General features: G+C 43.1%; 16 protein-coding genes and 3 pseudogenes. 15 read left to right on the plus strand and 4 right to left on the minus strand.

Going from position 1 to position 16,922, the window contains the following annotated elements; translation table 11 throughout:
• Window positions 1–41: 41 nt before the first annotated feature.
• The 9 genes and pseudogenes from secY (at window position 42) to WH214_RS11010 (ending at window position 7,030) form a co-directional block, all read left to right on the plus strand.
• Window positions 42–1,361, plus strand: a pseudogene (gene secY / locus WH214_RS10970) (preprotein translocase subunit SecY).
• 19 nt (window positions 1,362–1,380) lie between these two features.
• Complete coding sequence (gene rpmJ / locus WH214_RS10975) at window positions 1,381–1,497, plus strand: 50S ribosomal protein L36 (RefSeq protein ID WP_000867907.1); 117 nt, start codon at window positions 1,381–1,383, stop codon at window positions 1,495–1,497.
• Window positions 1,498–1,604: 107 nt separating this feature from the next.
• Window positions 1,605–1,961, plus strand: coding sequence for a 30S ribosomal protein S13 (rpsM, locus tag WH214_RS10980; protein WP_004691296.1), 357 nt, complete (start codon window positions 1,605–1,607; stop codon window positions 1,959–1,961).
• Window positions 1,962–1,980: 19 nt separating this feature from the next.
• Complete coding sequence (gene rpsK / locus WH214_RS10985) at window positions 1,981–2,367, plus strand: 30S ribosomal protein S11 (RefSeq protein WP_001040166.1); 387 nt, start codon at window positions 1,981–1,983, stop codon at window positions 2,365–2,367.
• 12 nt (window positions 2,368–2,379) lie between these two features.
• Complete coding sequence (gene rpsD / locus WH214_RS10990; protein WP_004691294.1) at window positions 2,380–3,006, plus strand: 30S ribosomal protein S4; 627 nt, start codon at window positions 2,380–2,382, stop codon at window positions 3,004–3,006.
• A gap of 16 nt (window positions 3,007–3,022) precedes the next feature.
• Complete coding sequence (locus tag WH214_RS10995; RefSeq protein WP_004691292.1) at window positions 3,023–4,030, plus strand: DNA-directed RNA polymerase subunit alpha; 1,008 nt, start codon at window positions 3,023–3,025, stop codon at window positions 4,028–4,030.
• Between the two features lie 18 nt (window positions 4,031–4,048).
• Entirely contained in the window at window positions 4,049–4,414 is a 366-nt protein-coding gene (gene rplQ / locus WH214_RS11000) for a 50S ribosomal protein L17 (protein ID WP_004691290.1), read from the plus strand.
• Window positions 4,415–4,609: 195 nt separating this feature from the next.
• Window positions 4,610–6,100: a flavin-containing monooxygenase gene (locus WH214_RS11005; protein ID WP_339422127.1), complete on the plus strand. Its 1,491-nt coding sequence runs from the start codon at window positions 4,610–4,612 to the stop codon at window positions 6,098–6,100.
• Window positions 6,101–6,238: 138 nt separating this feature from the next.
• Window positions 6,239–7,030 (plus strand): alpha/beta fold hydrolase, encoded by a 792-nt coding sequence (locus WH214_RS11010; RefSeq protein WP_339422128.1) that lies wholly within the window; start codon window positions 6,239–6,241, stop codon window positions 7,028–7,030.
• Between the two features lie 34 nt (window positions 7,031–7,064).
• Here WH214_RS11010 and WH214_RS11015 read toward each other — a convergent pair whose 3' ends face one another.
• Window positions 7,065–8,237: an acyl-CoA dehydrogenase family protein gene (locus tag WH214_RS11015; protein WP_339422129.1), complete on the minus strand. Its 1,173-nt coding sequence runs from the start codon at window positions 8,235–8,237 to the stop codon at window positions 7,065–7,067.
• A gap of 192 nt (window positions 8,238–8,429) precedes the next feature.
• Between WH214_RS11015 and WH214_RS11020 the strand changes: the two genes are divergently transcribed.
• From WH214_RS11020 to WH214_RS16980, 6 genes and pseudogenes are all read left to right on the plus strand, one after another.
• Entirely contained in the window at window positions 8,430–8,687 is a 258-nt protein-coding gene (locus tag WH214_RS11020) for an FAD assembly factor SdhE (RefSeq protein WP_004977895.1), read from the plus strand.
• Between the two features lie 5 nt (window positions 8,688–8,692).
• On the plus strand, window positions 8,693–9,079 hold the full coding sequence (locus WH214_RS11025; RefSeq protein ID WP_339422130.1) for a protein YgfX: 387 nt from the start codon (window positions 8,693–8,695) through the stop codon (window positions 9,077–9,079).
• A gap of 520 nt (window positions 9,080–9,599) precedes the next feature.
• Complete coding sequence (locus tag WH214_RS11030; protein WP_004977889.1) at window positions 9,600–10,637, plus strand: hypothetical protein; 1,038 nt, start codon at window positions 9,600–9,602, stop codon at window positions 10,635–10,637.
• A gap of 71 nt (window positions 10,638–10,708) precedes the next feature.
• On the plus strand, window positions 10,709–11,281 hold the full coding sequence (rrtA, locus tag WH214_RS11035) for a rhombosortase (protein ID WP_004977887.1): 573 nt from the start codon (window positions 10,709–10,711) through the stop codon (window positions 11,279–11,281).
• Window positions 11,282–11,463: 182 nt separating this feature from the next.
• Window positions 11,464–13,066 (plus strand): annotated as a pseudogene (locus WH214_RS11040) (TRAP transporter large permease subunit); the annotation flags it as partial.
• A gap of 140 nt (window positions 13,067–13,206) precedes the next feature.
• A pseudogene (locus tag WH214_RS16980) lies at window positions 13,207–13,746 on the plus strand (TRAP transporter large permease subunit); the annotation flags it as partial.
• Between the two features lie 424 nt (window positions 13,747–14,170).
• On the opposite strand, the gene WH214_RS11045 reads toward WH214_RS16980, so the two are convergent.
• From WH214_RS11045 to WH214_RS11055, 3 genes are read right to left on the minus strand one after another with little or no spacing between them, the layout of a single operon-like run.
• Window positions 14,171–14,590, minus strand: a complete 420-nt coding sequence (locus WH214_RS11045; RefSeq protein ID WP_004977884.1) for a hypothetical protein — start codon at window positions 14,588–14,590, stop codon at window positions 14,171–14,173.
• A 5-nt stretch (window positions 14,591–14,595) separates the two neighbouring features.
• On the minus strand, window positions 14,596–14,814 hold the full coding sequence (locus WH214_RS11050) for a YheV family putative zinc ribbon protein (RefSeq protein WP_171065374.1): 219 nt from the start codon (window positions 14,812–14,814) through the stop codon (window positions 14,596–14,598).
• 52 nt (window positions 14,815–14,866) lie between these two features.
• On the minus strand, window positions 14,867–16,909 hold the full coding sequence (locus WH214_RS11055) for a M3 family metallopeptidase (RefSeq protein ID WP_279745424.1): 2,043 nt from the start codon (window positions 16,907–16,909) through the stop codon (window positions 14,867–14,869).
• Between the last annotated feature and the right edge of the window lie 13 nt (window positions 16,910–16,922).

Raw genomic sequence — 16,922 nt, forward strand, 5'->3', positions numbered from 1 at the left:
TAGTGTCTATGTCTCCTAGTTCTTCAGGTCATGTCAATATGATGAAAGGCCAGCCATTTCATGTGAAATACCGTGAAATTATTCGCCGCATGATGTTTCTCATCGGTGCATTATTGGTTTTTCGACTAGGAGCACATATTCCAGTACCAGGCATTAATAATGCCGCACTTGAAAATCTTTTTAATGCAAACCAAGGCACGATCCTTGGTTTGTTTAACATGTTTTCAGGTGGTGCATTAGAGCGTATGTCCATTCTTGCTCTTGGGATTATGCCGTACATTTCTGCATCGATTATCGTGCAGTTAATGTCTACAGTTATTCCTTCGCTGGAAGCTTTAAAGAAAGAAGGCGAACAAGGCAAGCGTAATATTAATAAATAACCGCGACAGGGTACATTGTTCCTTGCACTTGTGCAGGCAATTGGGATGTGTGCTGGTCTGATCAGTCAAGGGATTACCTTAACTGCAGGTCTGGCTTTCTACGTACCAGCTGTAACCTCTTTGGTTGCAGGTACAATGTTCTTGATGTGGTTAGGTGAGCAAATTACCGAACGTGGGGTGGGCAATGGTATTTCCATGATCATCTTCGCCGGTATTGTTGCAGGTTTGCCGAATTTAATTCTGCAATCAATATCATCAGTAGATAATGGTCAAACCAGTCTAATTGGCTTGGTGATTTTTGGCGTGTTGTCTCTGGCTGTATTAGCTGCAATTGTGTTTATTGAGAAGGCGCAACGTCGTATTCCGGTAAACTATGCTCAAAAACAACAAGGACGTCGTGTATTTACTGCACAGCAGTCGCATTTGCCATTGAAAATTAATATGGCCGGTGTGATCCCAGCGATTTTCGCAAGTTCATTGCTTTTGTTCCCTGCGAGCTTAGGGCAATGGGTGGGTAGTGCAGATCCGAATGCGGGTATTATCAAACGTAGTTTGCAAGATTTGGCATTGGTGCTTTCGCCTGGTCAGCCGTTGTATTTGGTGCTCTTTGGTGCGTTAATTATCTTTTTCTGTTACTTTTATACAGCGCTTGTATTTAGCCCGAAAGAAGTATCGGAAAACTTGAAACGCAGCGGGGCTTATGTACCTGGTATTCGTCCAGGTGAGCAAACTGCTCGTTACTTAGATCATATTCTTAACCGTTTGACATTTATTGGCGCGATTTATATCACCATCATTTGCTTAATGCCGATGATTTTACAAAGCTCATTTGGTATTCCATTCTCTTTAGGTGGGACATCTTTGCTTATTGTTGTGGTGGTAGTGATGGACTTTATGGCTCAGCTGCAAGCACATCTCACCTCGCATCAGTACTATAATCAAACGTTAATGAGAAAAACGACTGCTCATCCTAAGGGATAAGCGCACTTGAGGTTTCATCATGAAAGTACAAGCTTCTGTAAAGAAAATTTGTGGTAGCTGTAAAGTTATCCGTCGTAATGGGGTTATTCGCGTAATTTGTAGCGCAGAACCTCGTCATAAGCAGCGTCAAGGTTAATCTGATCAAGACCTGTTGATTTCAGTAGGCTAATTAGGTTATTATCCGCCCCTCAAGATTTTTGTGGGGCGGTTGATTGTCTTAACTGCCTTTTTGGAGAAAATTGAATGGCTCGTATTGCCGGTGTAAACATTCCGGATAACAAGCATGCTGTTATCTCTCTAACGTACATCTTTGGTGTAGGTCGCCACACTGCTAAGAATATCTTGGCTGCTGTTGGTATCGCGCCGACTACAAAGATCCGTGAATTAGATGACGCTCAGCTTGATGCGATTCGTGCAGAAGTTGCTAAGGTTCCGACCGAAGGTGATTTACGTCGCGAAATTTCCATGAACATTAAACGTTTAATGGATTTAGGCTGCTACCGCGGTCTTCGTCATCGTCGCAGCTTGCCTGTCCGTGGACAACGCACCAAAACTAACGCACGTACCCGTAAAGGTCCGCGCAAACCTATTAAGAAATAAGATTTCTGGAAGCTAAAAGATGGCTAAAGATACTCGCACACGCAAGAAGGTCACTCGTACCGTCTCTGAAGGTGTTGCACACATTCACGCTTCTTTTAATAACACCATTGTGACTATTACCGATCGTCAAGGTAATGCACTGGCTTGGGCTACCTCTGGTGGACAAGGCTTCCGTGGATCACGTAAATCAACTCCGTTTGCTGCTCAGGTAGCTGCTGAAGTTGCTGGTAAAGCTGCTTTAGACTACGGTTTGAAAAACTTGGACGTCCTTGTAAAAGGTCCTGGTCCTGGTCGTGAATCTGCGGTTCGTGCTTTAGGTGCAGTGGGTTATAAAATTAACAGCATTACCGATGTGACGCCAATCCCGCACAACGGTTGCCGTCCACCTAAAAAACGTCGCGTGTAAGGAGAAACATTCATGGCTCGTTATATTGGTCCAAAATGCAAACTCTCTCGCCGCGAAGGGACAGACCTGCAATTAAAATCTGGCGTTAAACCATTTGACGTCAAAACTAAAAAAGCTGCTAAAGCTCCTGGCCAACATGGCGGAGCGCGTGGTGGCAAACAATCTGAGTACTCACTACAATTACGTGAAAAACAAAAAGTACGTCGTATGTACGGTGTTTTAGAGCGTCAATTTAGTAATTACTATAAAGAAGCTGCTCGTGTGAAAGGCGCAACTGGTGAAAACTTGTTGAAACTGCTTGAAAGCCGTCTTGATAACGTCGTTTATCGCATGGGTTTTGGTTCTACACGTGCAGAAGCTCGTCAGCTTGTATCTCACCGCTCGATCACTTTGAATGGCCGTCGTGTTAACATCGCGTCTATCCAAGTTAAAGCTGGTGATGTAATTGCTGTGCATGAAGGTGCTAAACAACAATTGCGTATCAAAAACGCAGTTGAATTAGCTGCACAACGTGGTATTCCTTCTTGGATGGAAATCGACCATTCTAAGTTGGAAGGTACGTTTAAAGCTGCACCAGATCGTTCAGATTTACCTGCTGAAATCAACGAAAGCTTGATTGTAGAATTGTATTCTAAATAATCCTTGAGGTAGCAATATGACGCGTACTGCAAATGAGTTTCTAACTCCGCAAGCGATCAAGGTCGAAGCGGTTAGCGGGACCTCGGCAAAAGTTATTCTAGAACCCTTAGAGCGTGGCTTTGGTCATACTCTGGGCAATGCTTTACGTCGCATCCTTCTTTCTTCTTTACCTGGCGCTGCTGTGGTTGAAGTTGAGATTGAAGGTGTCGAGCACGAGTACAGTACTTTGGAAGGCTTGCAGCAGGACATCGTCGAGCTCTTGCTGAACCTAAAAGGATTGTCTATTAAGCTGTTCGATCAAAATGAAGCTTATTTGACATTAGAGAAACAAGGTCCTGGCGACGTAACTGCCGCTGACCTTCGTTTACCTCATAATGTTGAAGTGGTTAACCCTGAACATTTGATCGGTACTTTAAGTGCTTCAGGCTCATTAAAAATGCGCTTGAAAGTTTCTCAAGGTCGTGGTTATGAAACTTCTGACTCGCGTTTCCCAGAAGGCGAAACTCGCCCTGTAGGTCGCTTACAGTTAGATGCTTCTTATAGCCCAATCAAACGTGTGTCTTACACAGTGGAAAACGCTCGTGTAGAACAACGTACAGACCTTGATAAATTGGTCATTGATCTTGAGACCAACGGTACAGTTGATCCTGAAGAAGCGATCCGCAAAGCGGCAACAATCTTGCAACAACAAATTGCAATTTTTGTTGACCTTCAGAAAGATCAAGCTCCTGTTGCTCAAGAACCTCGTGAAGAAGTTGATCCGATTTTGCTTCGTCCAGTAGATGATCTAGAGCTTACTGTTCGTTCTGCTAACTGTTTGAAAGCAGAAAACATTTACTACATTGGTGATCTTGTGCAGCGCACTGAGGTTGAGTTACTCAAAACTCCTAACCTTGGTAAAAAATCGCTTACTGAGATCAAAGATGTTCTGGCTTCAAAAGGCTTACAACTCGGCATGCGTTTAGAGAACTGGCCACCAGCTAGTCTCCGTATGGACGATCGTTTCGCCTATCGTAGCCGTTAATTAAGTAGGACTATCACCATGCGTCATCGTAATAGTGGTGTGAAATTAGGCCGTACAAGCAGCCATCGTAAAGCGATGTTTCAAAACATGGCTAACTCTTTGTTTGAGCACGAGTTGATCAAAACAACTGTGCCTAAAGCAAAAGAGTTACGTCGTGTAGCTGAGCCTTTAATCACTTTAGCTAAAAACGATACTGTTGCAAACCGTCGCTTAGCGTTTGCTCGTACTCGTTCAGCAGCAACTGTTGGTAAATTATTTACCGTTCTTGGCCCTCGTTACAAAGAACGTAACGGCGGTTATCTACGTGTTCTTAAAGCGGGCTTCCGTGCAGGTGATGCTGCGCCGATGGCTTACGTTGAACTAGTAGATCGCGAAGTTAAATAATTTCGTAGAACTATTCAGTTGTTCTTAGAAAAAGACCAGTGTTTCACTGGTCTTTTTTTATGGGTTTTTGTTCGACAATCTTTGTATTTTGGCCTGTAGTGACATATTTTACGAAATATCTGCTTAAACTTGACATTGTGTATTGTCAGTTTTGTGGTTTAATAAGAACAGAATATAAGACAGGATAAAAACAACATGGATAAGCACGTCGATCTGCTCATTGTAGGTGCTGGTATTTCAGGCATTGGCCTTGCGGCACATTTAACCAAGCATTGCCCACAACGTTCGTTTGAAATACTTGAACGTCGTGACAGCTTTGGTGGAACATGGGATTTGTTTAAATACCCAGGTATTCGTTCTGATTCAGATATGTCGACCTTTGGTTTTAATTTTAAACCGTGGCAACAAGCCAGCGTTTTGGCAGATGGTTCTTCGATTAAGGGCTATTTGGCGGAAGTCATTGATGAACAGAAACTCAAAGAAAAAATTCATTTTAAGCATCGTGTACTCAGCGCTAATTATGATTCTGCTCAGAAAAAGTGGCAGGTAGTGATTGAGAATGCAAAAGGCAAAAAAGAAAACTGGATTGCAAATTTTGTGTTTGGCTGTACAGGCTATTATAACTACGACCAAGGCTACCAACCTGATTTTCCAAATAAAGAAGTATTTAAAGGCGAATTTGTAAATCCACAGTTTTGGCCTGAAAAATTAGATTATACAGGTAAAAAAGTCGTCATTATTGGTAGTGGTGCGACAGCGATTACATTGGTGCCTGCGATGGCCAAAGGTGGGGCCGCGCATGTCACTATGCTACAACGCTCTCCAACTTATATTGCTTCGGTACCATCGATTGATTTTGTATATGACAAAATGCGTAAAGTGTTGCCGGAAGATGTGGCTTATAAACTGACTCGTGCACGTAATATTGGGATGCAACGCGGAATTTATGCACTCGCGCAGAAGCAACCGAAATTATTACGCCGACTGCTGCTCCAGTCGATTAAAATGCAGCTCAAAGGTAAAGTGGACATGAAACATTTTACCCCAGAATATAATCCTTGGGACCAACGTTTATGTGTGGTGCCAGACGGTGATTTATTTAAAATTCTTCGTTCAGGCCAAGCCAGTGTTGAAACAGATCAGATTGAACGCTTTACCGAAACGGGTCTCCAATTAAAGTCTGGTCAGTATTTAGAGGCAGATATTGTCGTCTCAGCCACTGGTCTAGAAATTCAAATCTTGGGTGGTATACAAGCGACCATTGACGGTAAACCGTTAGATACCTCTAAACATATGTTGTATCAGGGCGTGATGGTCAGTGATGTACCGAATATGGCGATGATTATTGGCTATATTAATGCGTCATGGACATTGAAAGTGGATATTGCAGCTGAATATATTTGCCGCTTACTCAACTATATGGATCAAAAGCAGTGGGCTGAAGTGATCCCGCAAGGGGATGCGACAGAGCTGATGGAAGATACGGTTATGGGCAGTTTAAGTTCGGGTTATATTGCCCGTGCCGCAAATGTGATGCCAAAACAGGGTAAACATGCGCCATGGAAAGTCAGCAATAATTATCTTGAGGATCGGAAGACATTGAAAAGTGCTTCTTTTGAGGATGGAGTACTGAAATTTGCTAAACGTGATGCAGCATTGGATCAGAAACCTAAACTGGTGTCTTAGGCTGAGTGGTTGATTTAAAAAGGAGCGTAACGCTCCTTTTTTAAGGAAATGACTTTTGGGTGTTCTGTTTTTACTTTCTTAAACTGAAGGACTATTGGATGATTTTAAAAACTTAAAAGATAATGAATAGGGAATATTTTGAATATCTTAGAACAAAGTTACCAAGTCCCATTTGCATCAAATATGATTCATGCCAAAAAATGGCACACTGATGCAGCAGATCATGCTTTAGCTCCGATTATTTTAATGTACGATTCATTAGGTTGTGTGGCTTTGTGGCGGGATTTTCCTGCTCAACTGGCACAAGCGACCGCGCGCGTGGTCTATGCCTATGATCGCTTAGGTTTTGGTTTATCCGATGCGAGTACGCAGCCCTTGGTGCATAGTTTCGTTATCACTGAAGCAGAACAGACCTTTAAAGCTGCATTAGATTATTTTTCGATCCAGGATTTTGTTGTCCTAGGACATAGCGTGGGTGGTGGGATGTCTGTTGCGATTGCTGCGGCGTATCCAGAGCGTTGCCAAGGATTAATTTCAATCTCTGCACAGTATGCGGTTGAAGCGCTGACACTGAAGGGGATAAGTGAAGCAAAAATTGGCTTTCAACAAGCGGGACAAATGGAACGTTTAGAGAAATATCACCCTGAAAAGGCGCAGTGGGTGCTTGATGCATGGACTGAAACATGGCTATCACCCATTTTCCAAGATTGGAATTTGGCCAGTGTGATTGATGGTGTGCGTTGTCCAACTTTAGTTATTCATGGTGAACTGGATGAATACGGCAGTACGGCACAACCCCAGCAGATTTTTGAAGGGGTGTCTGGGCAGGCTGAACTGCATATTTTAGAAGGTCTACATCATATGCCACATAAAGAGCAACCAGAGTTGGTGGTTGCTTTGATTGCGGAGTTTCATCAAGCACATTGTTAAAAGTAAAAGCCCATCGAAAGATGGGCTATTTGAGTTAAAGAGAACGTGAAATGAGCTCTTTCATAATTTCATTGGTTCCTGCATAAATGCGATTGGCACGATTATCTAGATAAGCTCGTGCAATCGGGTATTCCAGCATATAACCATAACCGCCATGCAGTTGTAGGCATTCATCAACAACTTTAGAAAACATCTCAGAAATTTTATATTTGGCAGCCGCTGCGGCATCAATGTCGAGACTCTCTTCCAGTTGCAATTGCATACAGCGGTCAAGGTAAGCACGGCAAAAATCGATTTCTGTGCGTAACTCCGCCAGTTTAAAGCGGGTATTTTGAAAGCTTGAAATTGTTTTTCCAAAAGCTTTACGCTCTTTGGTGTATTGAACAGTATGCGCTAGTGCTGCTTCTGCACCCGCTTGGCAGATAATAGCCACCAACATGCGCTCCCAAGCCAGTTCTTTCATCAGCATCATAAAGCCCATGCCTTCCATACCCAGCAGATTTTCTTTGGGCACGCGTACATGATCAAAAAATAATTCGCAGGTGTCTTGTCCTTTCATTCCAATTTTATTGAGGGGTTTACCTTTACTGAACCCCATACGATCAGCTTCAACGATGATTAATGAGAGGTTGGCTGAACCTTTTTCGCTGTCGCCCGTCTTACAGACCACAATCGCCATATCGCAGAGATAGCCATTGGTAATGAAGATTTTGGAGCCATTGATAATGTAGTCATCCCTGTCTAAAACAGCTGTTGTTCGTACCGCTTGTAAGTCTGAGCCTGTGCCAGGTTCAGTCATCGCAATGGCTGTGACGGTTTCACCCGAAGCCATCCGCGTTAACCAATAGTGTTTTTGTACTTCACTGCCAAAGTTATTGATATAGTTCGCGACAATGTCAGAGTGTAGTGAAAACCCAGTTGAGGAATCCATGGCATAGGCTTGTTCCTCAATCAAAATCATACTGTACAAACGGTCTACACCCGAGCCACCATAAGCTTCAGGCATAGTGGCGCACAGCAGCCCCATGGCGCCTGCTTTATTCCATAGTTCACGATCGACATGCTGCTGTTGTTCATATTTTTCAATATTTGGAACAACTTCTTTGGCATAAAACTTTCGAACAGTTTCTCGAAATGCCTCGTGTTCAGCATTAAATAAGTTGCGCGGCAGCATATTGTTTAACGGGCGAATTGCGCCTGATTGCATGGAAGCTCATCCTGATGTTGTTATTTTGCTAAGAGAGTAGTGAAAAGCAGCACATGCGACAATGGACTGAATGCTCAAATCTATTTGATTTTTTGATGAGTTTTGCCAGTTGTTAAAATTGCGACATTTAACTAGTGGCGAGGGCGGTGTGATCGGTTAAACTAAGCCGTTTCAATTAATTTGGGGAATGTAATGACTGAAGAAATGAGCTTGGAAGAACGTAAAGTAATCTACCGTGCACGTCGTGGTTTAAAAGAAATTGATGTGTACTTTGACCCTTATGTGAAAAATTATTATCTTCAGGCAGATCCTGCGGAAAAGGCCATGTTTGCGGCCTTGGTTGAACAAGAAGATCCAGATTTGCTGGATTGGTTTATGGAAGTCTCTGAGCCGCCACGCCCTGAAATGAAAACCTTGATTCAAAAATTAAAGCATTATGTACACGGATAAGTGCAATGGAACATCGTCATTTTCAACTTAAACCCAGCCGCCTGGCTTATGTGTTTCAGTTGTCGATTTATGCCGTTCTGATGCTGGTCTTGTATCAGCTACTTCCTTTAGGAGTGTGGCTGGTCGCTTTGGTTGCAGGCTTTGTGCTGTATTTGTTTTTTCTACGTGGGCCGCAATATTTTCAGCTTCAGCATTTAGATGGCCGTGATTGGTCTTTGTCACTTCAGAAACAAACCAATGTGCAACGAGTGCAAATCAGCCATATTGTTGATCATCGTGCTTATATTGTGATTTATTTTCAACACTTTAGAGCTAAACCGATGTTGGTTTGGTGTGATCAGTTACCCATCACGCAATGGAAAGCCCTGAAAATACTCACTAAAATGCAATAATTGTTGGACAATTTTAATTCGCATTATTTATTTAAGTGATTGAAAAATAATAAATATAACCGTATCGCATTTTACTTTGTCTGACATATCTGAAGAAACTAATGTGCTTTTTAAGATTGTCAGACAACTTTCCTGCAGTTTTTTGATCTTAAAATGTACATTCAAATCACCAACAGCAAACAAGGAAAATCGTATGATGATCCCAACTTGGATGTTTCTAGTGGTAGCAATTGTGTTAGCGATTGTTATAGGACGATTAGGAACTGTGCTGAAGGAACGACTTGCACCAAACAAAGCCTAGCTAGGCTTCACAGTTGATAAGTAGCATGTGCCGAACCGTCGCTATGCTACTTTTTTTTGCCTAAAAAAAAGTTGAGGCGTCATTTTAGTCAATTTTCCGCTTTTTATTTCATGGCACAGTAGTGGTCTGATTTAGAGTAAATACTCTTTTCTTCGGAAAATGCTTCTGCTATGTTTGTCAGCATGGACACATACAATTATACAAATAGAGGACAGGAAAATGTCGCAAGTCCAAAAAATAGGCCAAGGTGTGGCTGTTGTAGCGCTTACAAGTTTATTATTTTCGGGTTGTTCACAAGTGGTTAAAACAGGCGCCAATGTTGCGCTCGGGTTTAGTGAAAAACATATAGTACCGCCTATTTTAGCCATGGAAGATGCTGAGATGGTGTGTAACTCAGGCAATGCTTTGACTCCAGCGATTATGTCGACCAAAGACATGGGGGCAGATCCAACGCGTGTGGCAGTTTTACTGTATTCAGCATCGGGTATTTGTGCGGAGAATCAGGCGCTTGAGGCAGAGTTACGTTATTTGCGTGCCTCGAAAGCAGGCAATGTTTCTGAAGCACAGGATGCTCGAATTGAACAAAAGCGTTGGGCGGCGACTGCGGCACAACGCCAATATACCGGCTATCAACTTTTTCAAAACCGCTGGGAAAAGAAATATAAGAAACCATTGGGTGAAGGCTGCCCAAAAATGAACAGTGATTTGGATCAAACTGTATATATGCTGGGGATGTTGAGTGGGTTACAAGCCATGACCAATGATATTAACTCAGGTGGTGCAGTCAATGTGCCTAAAGACATTGCAGCCATTGTTGAACGTGGGATGGTGTGTCTAGACAATGAAAAGTTTTGGGGTGCGCCGAATGCAACACGTGCGGTGATTTGGACCTTATTGCCAGGTGCGGGTGAAGGTAAACCTGATCCATATCAGACCTTGAAACAATCGATGCAAATTGGGGAGCAAAAAGGGGTTCGCTTATCTCATGCAATGTATGCTATAGCGGCTCAAGCCAGTGGTGACGATGCCAAAATTCGTGATGCATTGAAAAGTTATGCGGCTTCCTATAGTGATGAAAAACAGAGCAATCCACAATTTAAACTGATTGATAGTATGGCCTCGAGTATGGTTCAGGGGATTTCAGATCGTTATTGGACTGAACACACGGGGACACGAACTGGGGATGGTGGTATGGCGCACTTCTGGGATGAAAAAGAAGACCGTTCTGAGCTAGATGAGTTGTTTAGTGAAAGTTAACCAATTTTAAACTGAGCCGAAGCGCAGAAAAAATAACAATAAATAAATGAGCAACACGATAAGGACATGTGATGCATGATCAATTTCTGAATCGAAAAATCATTTTGATTGCGTTTGTCGTGTCGATCTCGGCATGCCTACAGATTTTTAAAGATCAATTTATTTATTGGCGAGTGGATATTTTTCCTGAAATTTGGCGCTTGTGGACAGCGCACTGGGTGCATGTGGGATGGATTCATTTTGCACTCAATATGCTGGCTTTTATGTGCTTGCCTTTTATTTTTCCACGTGCGCGCGTCTGGCATTTTGTGGCGTTATTGCTGATTTTACCGCCGTTGATTAGTCTGAGTTTTTATTATTTTCTGGCGGATATTGAAGCCTATGCTGGTCTGTCAGGGGTGCTGCATGGGATGTTCACTGCCATAGCCATTGTCCATTTGCTATACCGTAAAGAACGGATGTTTGCGAGTTTGGTGCTGTTTCTCATTTTAGGCAAACTGATTTGGGAAAATACCTTTGGCGAGAGTGCTACGGCTGAACTGATCGGTAGCCCTGTTTTGGTCGAAGCGCATTTGTTGGGCGTGATCTGGGGGATTGTGATTGCAGCTTTATATTTAATTGGGGTGAATCTATTTGATGAATAGAGGATTGACCTAAATTCTAAAAAGAAAATCTAGATTGTCATATTCAAAAATATAAATTTGATGAAAAAATAAACAAAACAAAAATCTAAAGGCATAGAGAAAGGACAAGCTCGAGCCGACTAAAACGACAGGTTCTACGGTGTATTGCGCCGAATAGAACTGTAATAAAAATAGGAAACAACATGCAGAATCATGGACAGCGCAGATCAGGACTCGATCTGCTGAAGTATATATGGACCGAGTGGATTTCTACTTTTTTCATTCTGATTTTACTGTTACTTACGCTATTAATTGGTACAGGTGAAATGATCCATGGCCAATTGCTACGTATGGGTGAGCGCTTATATGGCGACCCAGCCACGGGTATGCAGTATTCTTTTTTAAGGGCAGAGCCTGCCAAGCCAGAGTGTAATCGTCAGCCGAATGTGGATGCTATGGTCAAAACCCAAATGCAAGCCAATGCTGCGGATGAGTTCGCTGACTTTTTTGGCACAGCTTCGGAAGCTGATGTGCGTGCATCCATTTTGGCGGGTGTGCAGCAGTGTGAAGAAAAGTATCAGTTTTATGATAAAGCCATGCAACATATGGAGGCACACCCAAGTATCCGTGCCTATCGTAATTTTGAAACCACCTTTTTCGGTATTTTTAAATTCGGAACAGAAAATCGTGCCATTCTATTGATTTTTATGGTGGTCTTAGCTGCGATTAGTGCGACTTTAAAAATCCATCATATTGGTTTGCGTGGCCCTGCCACCAAGCTGGATTATCGGGTTTATAGCCTCCTGATGACATTCGGTAATGGTCTATTAGCCTACTCGAGCATTAGCCAATTTAATTCAGTCAAAGATTCGGGTGTGCCGATGAATGGCGAAACTCAGCTGATTTATTGGCTGTGGATGATTCTATTTTCGGTACTCACATTGATAAGTGTGTGGCAGCTGTTTAGCCCACCGAAAGAGGCTAAAGCTGGCGGACGTCTAGGCTTTGCTTTTCTGAGTGTGCCGCTGTATGCCTACATGGCGGTGATTACGGGTGTGGCATTTATCTTCTTCATGGACTACCCAATGGGACAAGGGATTTACTTGGGACAGTTGGTTGAGTTCTCTAGTATTTTCCTGAATTTAGCGCTCTTCATCTGGGCGGGGATGTTGCTGAAACAAACCCGTGTTGTGGATCTGTTCTTAAATATTTTGCGTCCATGGAATTTGGCGCCTGAAACACTCACCTGGTTGATTTTAATCGCTGCAGCCTTACCAACGGCATATACCGGTGCATCGGGGATCTTTGTGATTGCAGCAGGGGCGATTATTTATAAAGAAGTCTGGAATGCAGGTGGACGTCGTCAGTTTGCTTTGGCTGCAACGGCAATGTCAGGTTCGCTGGGTGTAGTTTTGCGTCCATGCTTATTGATTGTGGTGGTGGCATCCTTAAATAAAGAAGTCACGACGGATCTGCTTTATCAATATGGTGTTTACACGTTCTTACTGACCTCAACACTGTTTTTAGTGGTTTCACTCTTCTTTGCAGAGAGTAAATTCCGCATCGCGGCACCGAGTTTGGCCGCACCGAAATCAGGGCGTGCTTTCTTAGCAGTTGTACCTTATATCGTGATTTTTGTCCTCACGTGGATGTTCTATAAGTACTTATTAGACACTGATTTAAATGAATTTACTGCACCCGTGATGATGCCTGTAATTTTATTGATGATCGTGTTGTTTGATAAATTGCGTCATCAGCCTGCGCCTTTGCCTGCTGTCGGTCATTGGGATGAGACACTCAGCGCAAATTATAATTCAAGTGCTGAGCCTGCTTTAGCTGGTGCGCAAGTTGCCCATGCAGAATACCGTGAAGGGTTACATGGTAATGCCGCAGATGATGGACAAGTGGTGAATCATGGGGTGGTTCAATCCAGTTCCATGGATGTTTTACGCCAAGTCGGTTTTTGGAAGTCGATGCATATCTCGACCAGTGAAACCGTTGGACACATTGGTGCTTTGGTCATTTTAATGGCACTGTCAGTCAGCGTGGGCGGATTGCTTGAACGTACGGAGGTGATGAGTTTCTTCCCGACCGATATTAGCAGTACGTTCTTGGTTATTACTCTGATTGTGGGATTGATGGTCTTTGTTGGGATGATTATGGATCCGTTTGGCGCCGTGATCTTGATTTCTGCGACGGTTGCGCCTGTGGCCTATCAATATGGTATTCATCCTGTCCATTTTTGGATGATCACCTTGATTGGTTTTGAGTTGGGCTATGTGACACCACCTGTGGCCCTTAATCATCTTTTAGCGAGACAATCCATTGGTGATGCCGAGGTGAATGAGGCCGATGAGGAGGTTCGTCATTTGTCTTTCTATTATCGTTATGAACGTTGGATTCTACCGCTGATTGTATTGTTCCCCGCGATGCTGATCATTGCTTATGTTCCATACTTCTTTAAGTTATTTGGTTGGTATCACTAAGTTGTGAACTTGAGTTAGACCATAAAAAAGCATCTTCGGATGCTTTTTTATGGTCTGGAGTTATTGGAGATGTTTGTGAGGAAAATAGTTTCCTTCGCAGGAATTACCAAAGCAAATTACCACTCACATCAAAACAAAGTACAAGGATATTGCTAAGCGGCTTATCTTAAAAAATTGGCCCGCACTTAAGCTCAATGATAGGAATCAATTAACAGGTAAAGTCCTTCTAAGAGACATCGTTGGCATGAGTTAGGGGCTGTGATGTATAGCGACTGCAGACTTTATTCGTGAAGGTAGTTCAAAAAAGATGATGTGTTGTGTAATGGTTTGGCGCTGATTGAAAGGATGGGTGAAGCAGCAGGGTAAAAAAATACGTTAGCGTATCAGTCGATAGGCTAACGTATTCAAAAATAACAACTGTATTTTACTGAGCAGCCAATTGGGCTTCTAACAGTTTAATTTGTTCTTCTTTGAGCTTTACCAGCTCATCGGCATCTTTGTGCTGTGCTTGCAAGCTCTTTTCCTGTTCCTTCAACTGGCTTTGAATATCGTCCAGTTTAGCCACTTCTTCTTTGGCAAGTGAGGCATTTTCAGGTACAGGTGCTTTTAAAATATCTTCTTCGACCAATTTAATGGTGTTGTCAGCCATGGAGGTCGAAGCTGCTTTTTCAGCTTCTGGAAGCGCCTTCACGGTCGGTTGAATCAACTCCGCTTGGTGCACCGGTGTTGCAGACTCTTGTGCAGCAAACAACCATTGATAAAGTGCAAAAAACGCAATGATTGCGACTAAACCTGCTGTAATACCCCAGAGTAATTTAGGGTTGTTGTGTTGTACGGACGACATTCGATTCAACCTTTATTCTTTGATTGACGTGGTTTAAATTGAATGACCCCAACCTCGTCAGGGATAGCAGGGATCTGAGGCTCGTCTACATGAGTTGGACGATTCTCAGAATAACCACAGTCGATACATTCAATCCATTCATCGTCATTCGAGGTAAGCATAACAACTCGATCCATCGCCTGACATTTAGGACATTTTGCACCTGCAATGAAACGACGTTTAATAGTCATTAGACTTACCTTCTGAACAATTTAGGCGCCTAGTTTACTCACTTTTTTAGCGGTTCGTCCAACCTTGATGACGAAGTAAAGCATCTATTTTTGGCTCGCGTCCACGGAAATTGATAAATGCATCAAGCGCTGTATCTTTTCCGCCAACTGCTAGAATAAACTGGCGAAATTCTTTTCCAGTGGCAGTATTAAAAATCCCTTCATTTTCGAAACGATCGAAGGCATCACTGGCCAAAACTTCCGCCCATTTATAAGAATAATAACCTGCTGCATAGCCGCCTGCGAAAATATGGCTGAAGCTATGTTGGAATCGGTTATAAGGAGTAGTCTCTAAAACAGCGTATTGTGCACGGATGTCATTTAAGGTGGCTTGGATCTGATCTGCTTTCAAAGCAGGGGCTGCTTTATGAATGCTGAGATCGAACAGGGCAAACTCAATTTGACGTAAACTTTGCATGCCAGATTGGAAGAAACGCGCGTCCAGCAAGGCTTTGAGTAGACTTTCTGGTAAGGTTTCTTGGGTGTCAACATGTGCACTGAGCAGGTCTAAGCTTTCGGTATCCCATGCCCAAAACTCCATGAATTGGCTTGGCAACTCTACAGCATCCCATGCCACGCCGTGTGTCCCCGCAACTGCAATATTGTCAACTTCTGTCAACATATGATGTAAACCATGTCCAAATTCATGGAACAAGGTAATCACTTCATCATGTGTCAGTAGTGCTGCTTGATCTCCCACAGGTGGCGTAAAGTTACACACCATATAGCAAATCGGTTTTTGTAGGCCTTGCGTTGTTTGGGTGCGAGAGCGGAAACCACTCATCCATGCACCACCACGTTTGCCCTGACGCGCATAGAGGTCAAAGTAGAATCCACCGACCACTGCGCCTTGATCTTCGAGTTCAAAATAGCGTGCATCTGAGTGCCAAACTGGGGCTTCACGCTCCACAATTTGAATTCCATAAAGACGGTTCACAATGCTAAATAAGCCCTGCAAAATCTTAGGTGCAGGGAAGTAGGGCTTGAGTGCTTCTTGAGATAAATTGAACTGTTGGACTTTCAATTTTTCCGAATAATACGTGCTGTCCCACGGTTTTAAATCATCAATGCCATCTTCAGCAGCAATAGCTTTCAGCTCCGCCACTTCTTTGAGTGCAGGGGCACGTGAATGTTCAGCTAAATCACGTAAGAATTGATCCACCGTTGCTACATTTGGGGCCATTTTGCTGGCCAATGAAAGCTCGGCGTAGTTATTGAAACCTAACAGCACAGCCATTTCCTGACGCAGGCTTAAGATTTCTTCCATCGCCGCGGTGTTATCAAACTCAGCGTGTTCAGACTGATCTGATGCACGTGTGGTGTAGGCACGATATAGTTCTTCGCGTAAAGGACGGTTTTTCGCGTAGGTCATAATTGCCAGATACGATGGAAACTCTAAAGTGGCAACGGGTTGATCAAGTTCACGCTGCTGACCATATTGTTTTAACAGCTCAATACTGCTTTGGGATAAGCCTGTCAGTTCATGTTCCGCTAAAGGTTTGAAATAGGCTTGGGTGGCATCCAGAACATGGTTGGAAAAGTCTGAAGACAGTTGTGATAAACGTGCCGAAATTTCTGCATAACGTTTTTTGGCTTCACCTTCTAAAGCCACACCCGATAGTTTGAAGTCGCGCAGTGCAAGTTTAATCGCACTTTGTTGGGCTTCAGGGAGGTGATCAAATTGCGCAGCATCATGAATGTGTTGATAGGTTTGATACAGCGCTGTGTGTTGACCCAGTTCGGTATAGTATTCACTTAAGCTTGGTAATAAGGACTGGTACACCTCACGAGTTTCAGCATTGTTCATGACCGCATTGAGGTGAGACAGTACGCCCCATGCTTCACTCATATTATTTTCTAAATGATCGACTTGTTCTAAGACCGCAAGCTGTGCCTGAATTGATTCAGGGACTTCGCTCAGGTCTTTTAAAAAACTTTGGCCCTGTTGAATTGCCTGTTCGATCTGCTGTTGGAGTTGTACTAATGTGATTTGATCAAACTGTGGAACAGGCAAGGTTGCTTTTTCTAATGTCATGCGTTTAAGCCAAATTAAATGTTCAGTT

Source organism: Acinetobacter sp. MYb191, assembly GCF_037572605.1.
Taxonomy (GTDB): domain Bacteria; phylum Pseudomonadota; class Gammaproteobacteria; order Pseudomonadales; family Moraxellaceae; genus Acinetobacter; species Acinetobacter johnsonii.

Bases quoted from the DNA above. Each gene is read 5' to 3' on its own strand.
- rpmJ (WP_000867907.1), top strand. From the start codon at position 1,381: ATGAAAGTACAAGCTTCTGTAAAGAAAATTTGTGGTAGCTGTAAAGTT.
- rpsM (WP_004691296.1), top strand. From the start codon at position 1,605: ATGGCTCGTATTGCCGGTGTAAACATTCCGGATAACAAGCATGCTGTT.
- rpsK (WP_001040166.1), top strand. From the start codon at position 1,981: ATGGCTAAAGATACTCGCACACGCAAGAAGGTCACTCGTACCGTCTCT.
- rpsD (WP_004691294.1), top strand. From the start codon at position 2,380: ATGGCTCGTTATATTGGTCCAAAATGCAAACTCTCTCGCCGCGAAGGG.
- WH214_RS10995 (WP_004691292.1), top strand. From the start codon at position 3,023: ATGACGCGTACTGCAAATGAGTTTCTAACTCCGCAAGCGATCAAGGTC.
- rplQ (WP_004691290.1), top strand. From the start codon at position 4,049: ATGCGTCATCGTAATAGTGGTGTGAAATTAGGCCGTACAAGCAGCCAT.
- WH214_RS11005 (WP_339422127.1), top strand. From the start codon at position 4,610: ATGGATAAGCACGTCGATCTGCTCATTGTAGGTGCTGGTATTTCAGGC.
- WH214_RS11015 (WP_339422129.1), bottom strand. From the start codon at position 8,237: ATGCAATCAGGCGCAATTCGCCCGTTAAACAATATGCTGCCGCGCAAC.
- WH214_RS11020 (WP_004977895.1), top strand. From the start codon at position 8,430: ATGACTGAAGAAATGAGCTTGGAAGAACGTAAAGTAATCTACCGTGCA.
- WH214_RS11025 (WP_339422130.1), top strand. From the start codon at position 8,693: ATGGAACATCGTCATTTTCAACTTAAACCCAGCCGCCTGGCTTATGTG.
- WH214_RS11030 (WP_004977889.1), top strand. From the start codon at position 9,600: ATGTCGCAAGTCCAAAAAATAGGCCAAGGTGTGGCTGTTGTAGCGCTT.
- rrtA (WP_004977887.1), top strand. From the start codon at position 10,709: ATGCATGATCAATTTCTGAATCGAAAAATCATTTTGATTGCGTTTGTC.
- WH214_RS11045 (WP_004977884.1), bottom strand. From the start codon at position 14,590: ATGTCGTCCGTACAACACAACAACCCTAAATTACTCTGGGGTATTACA.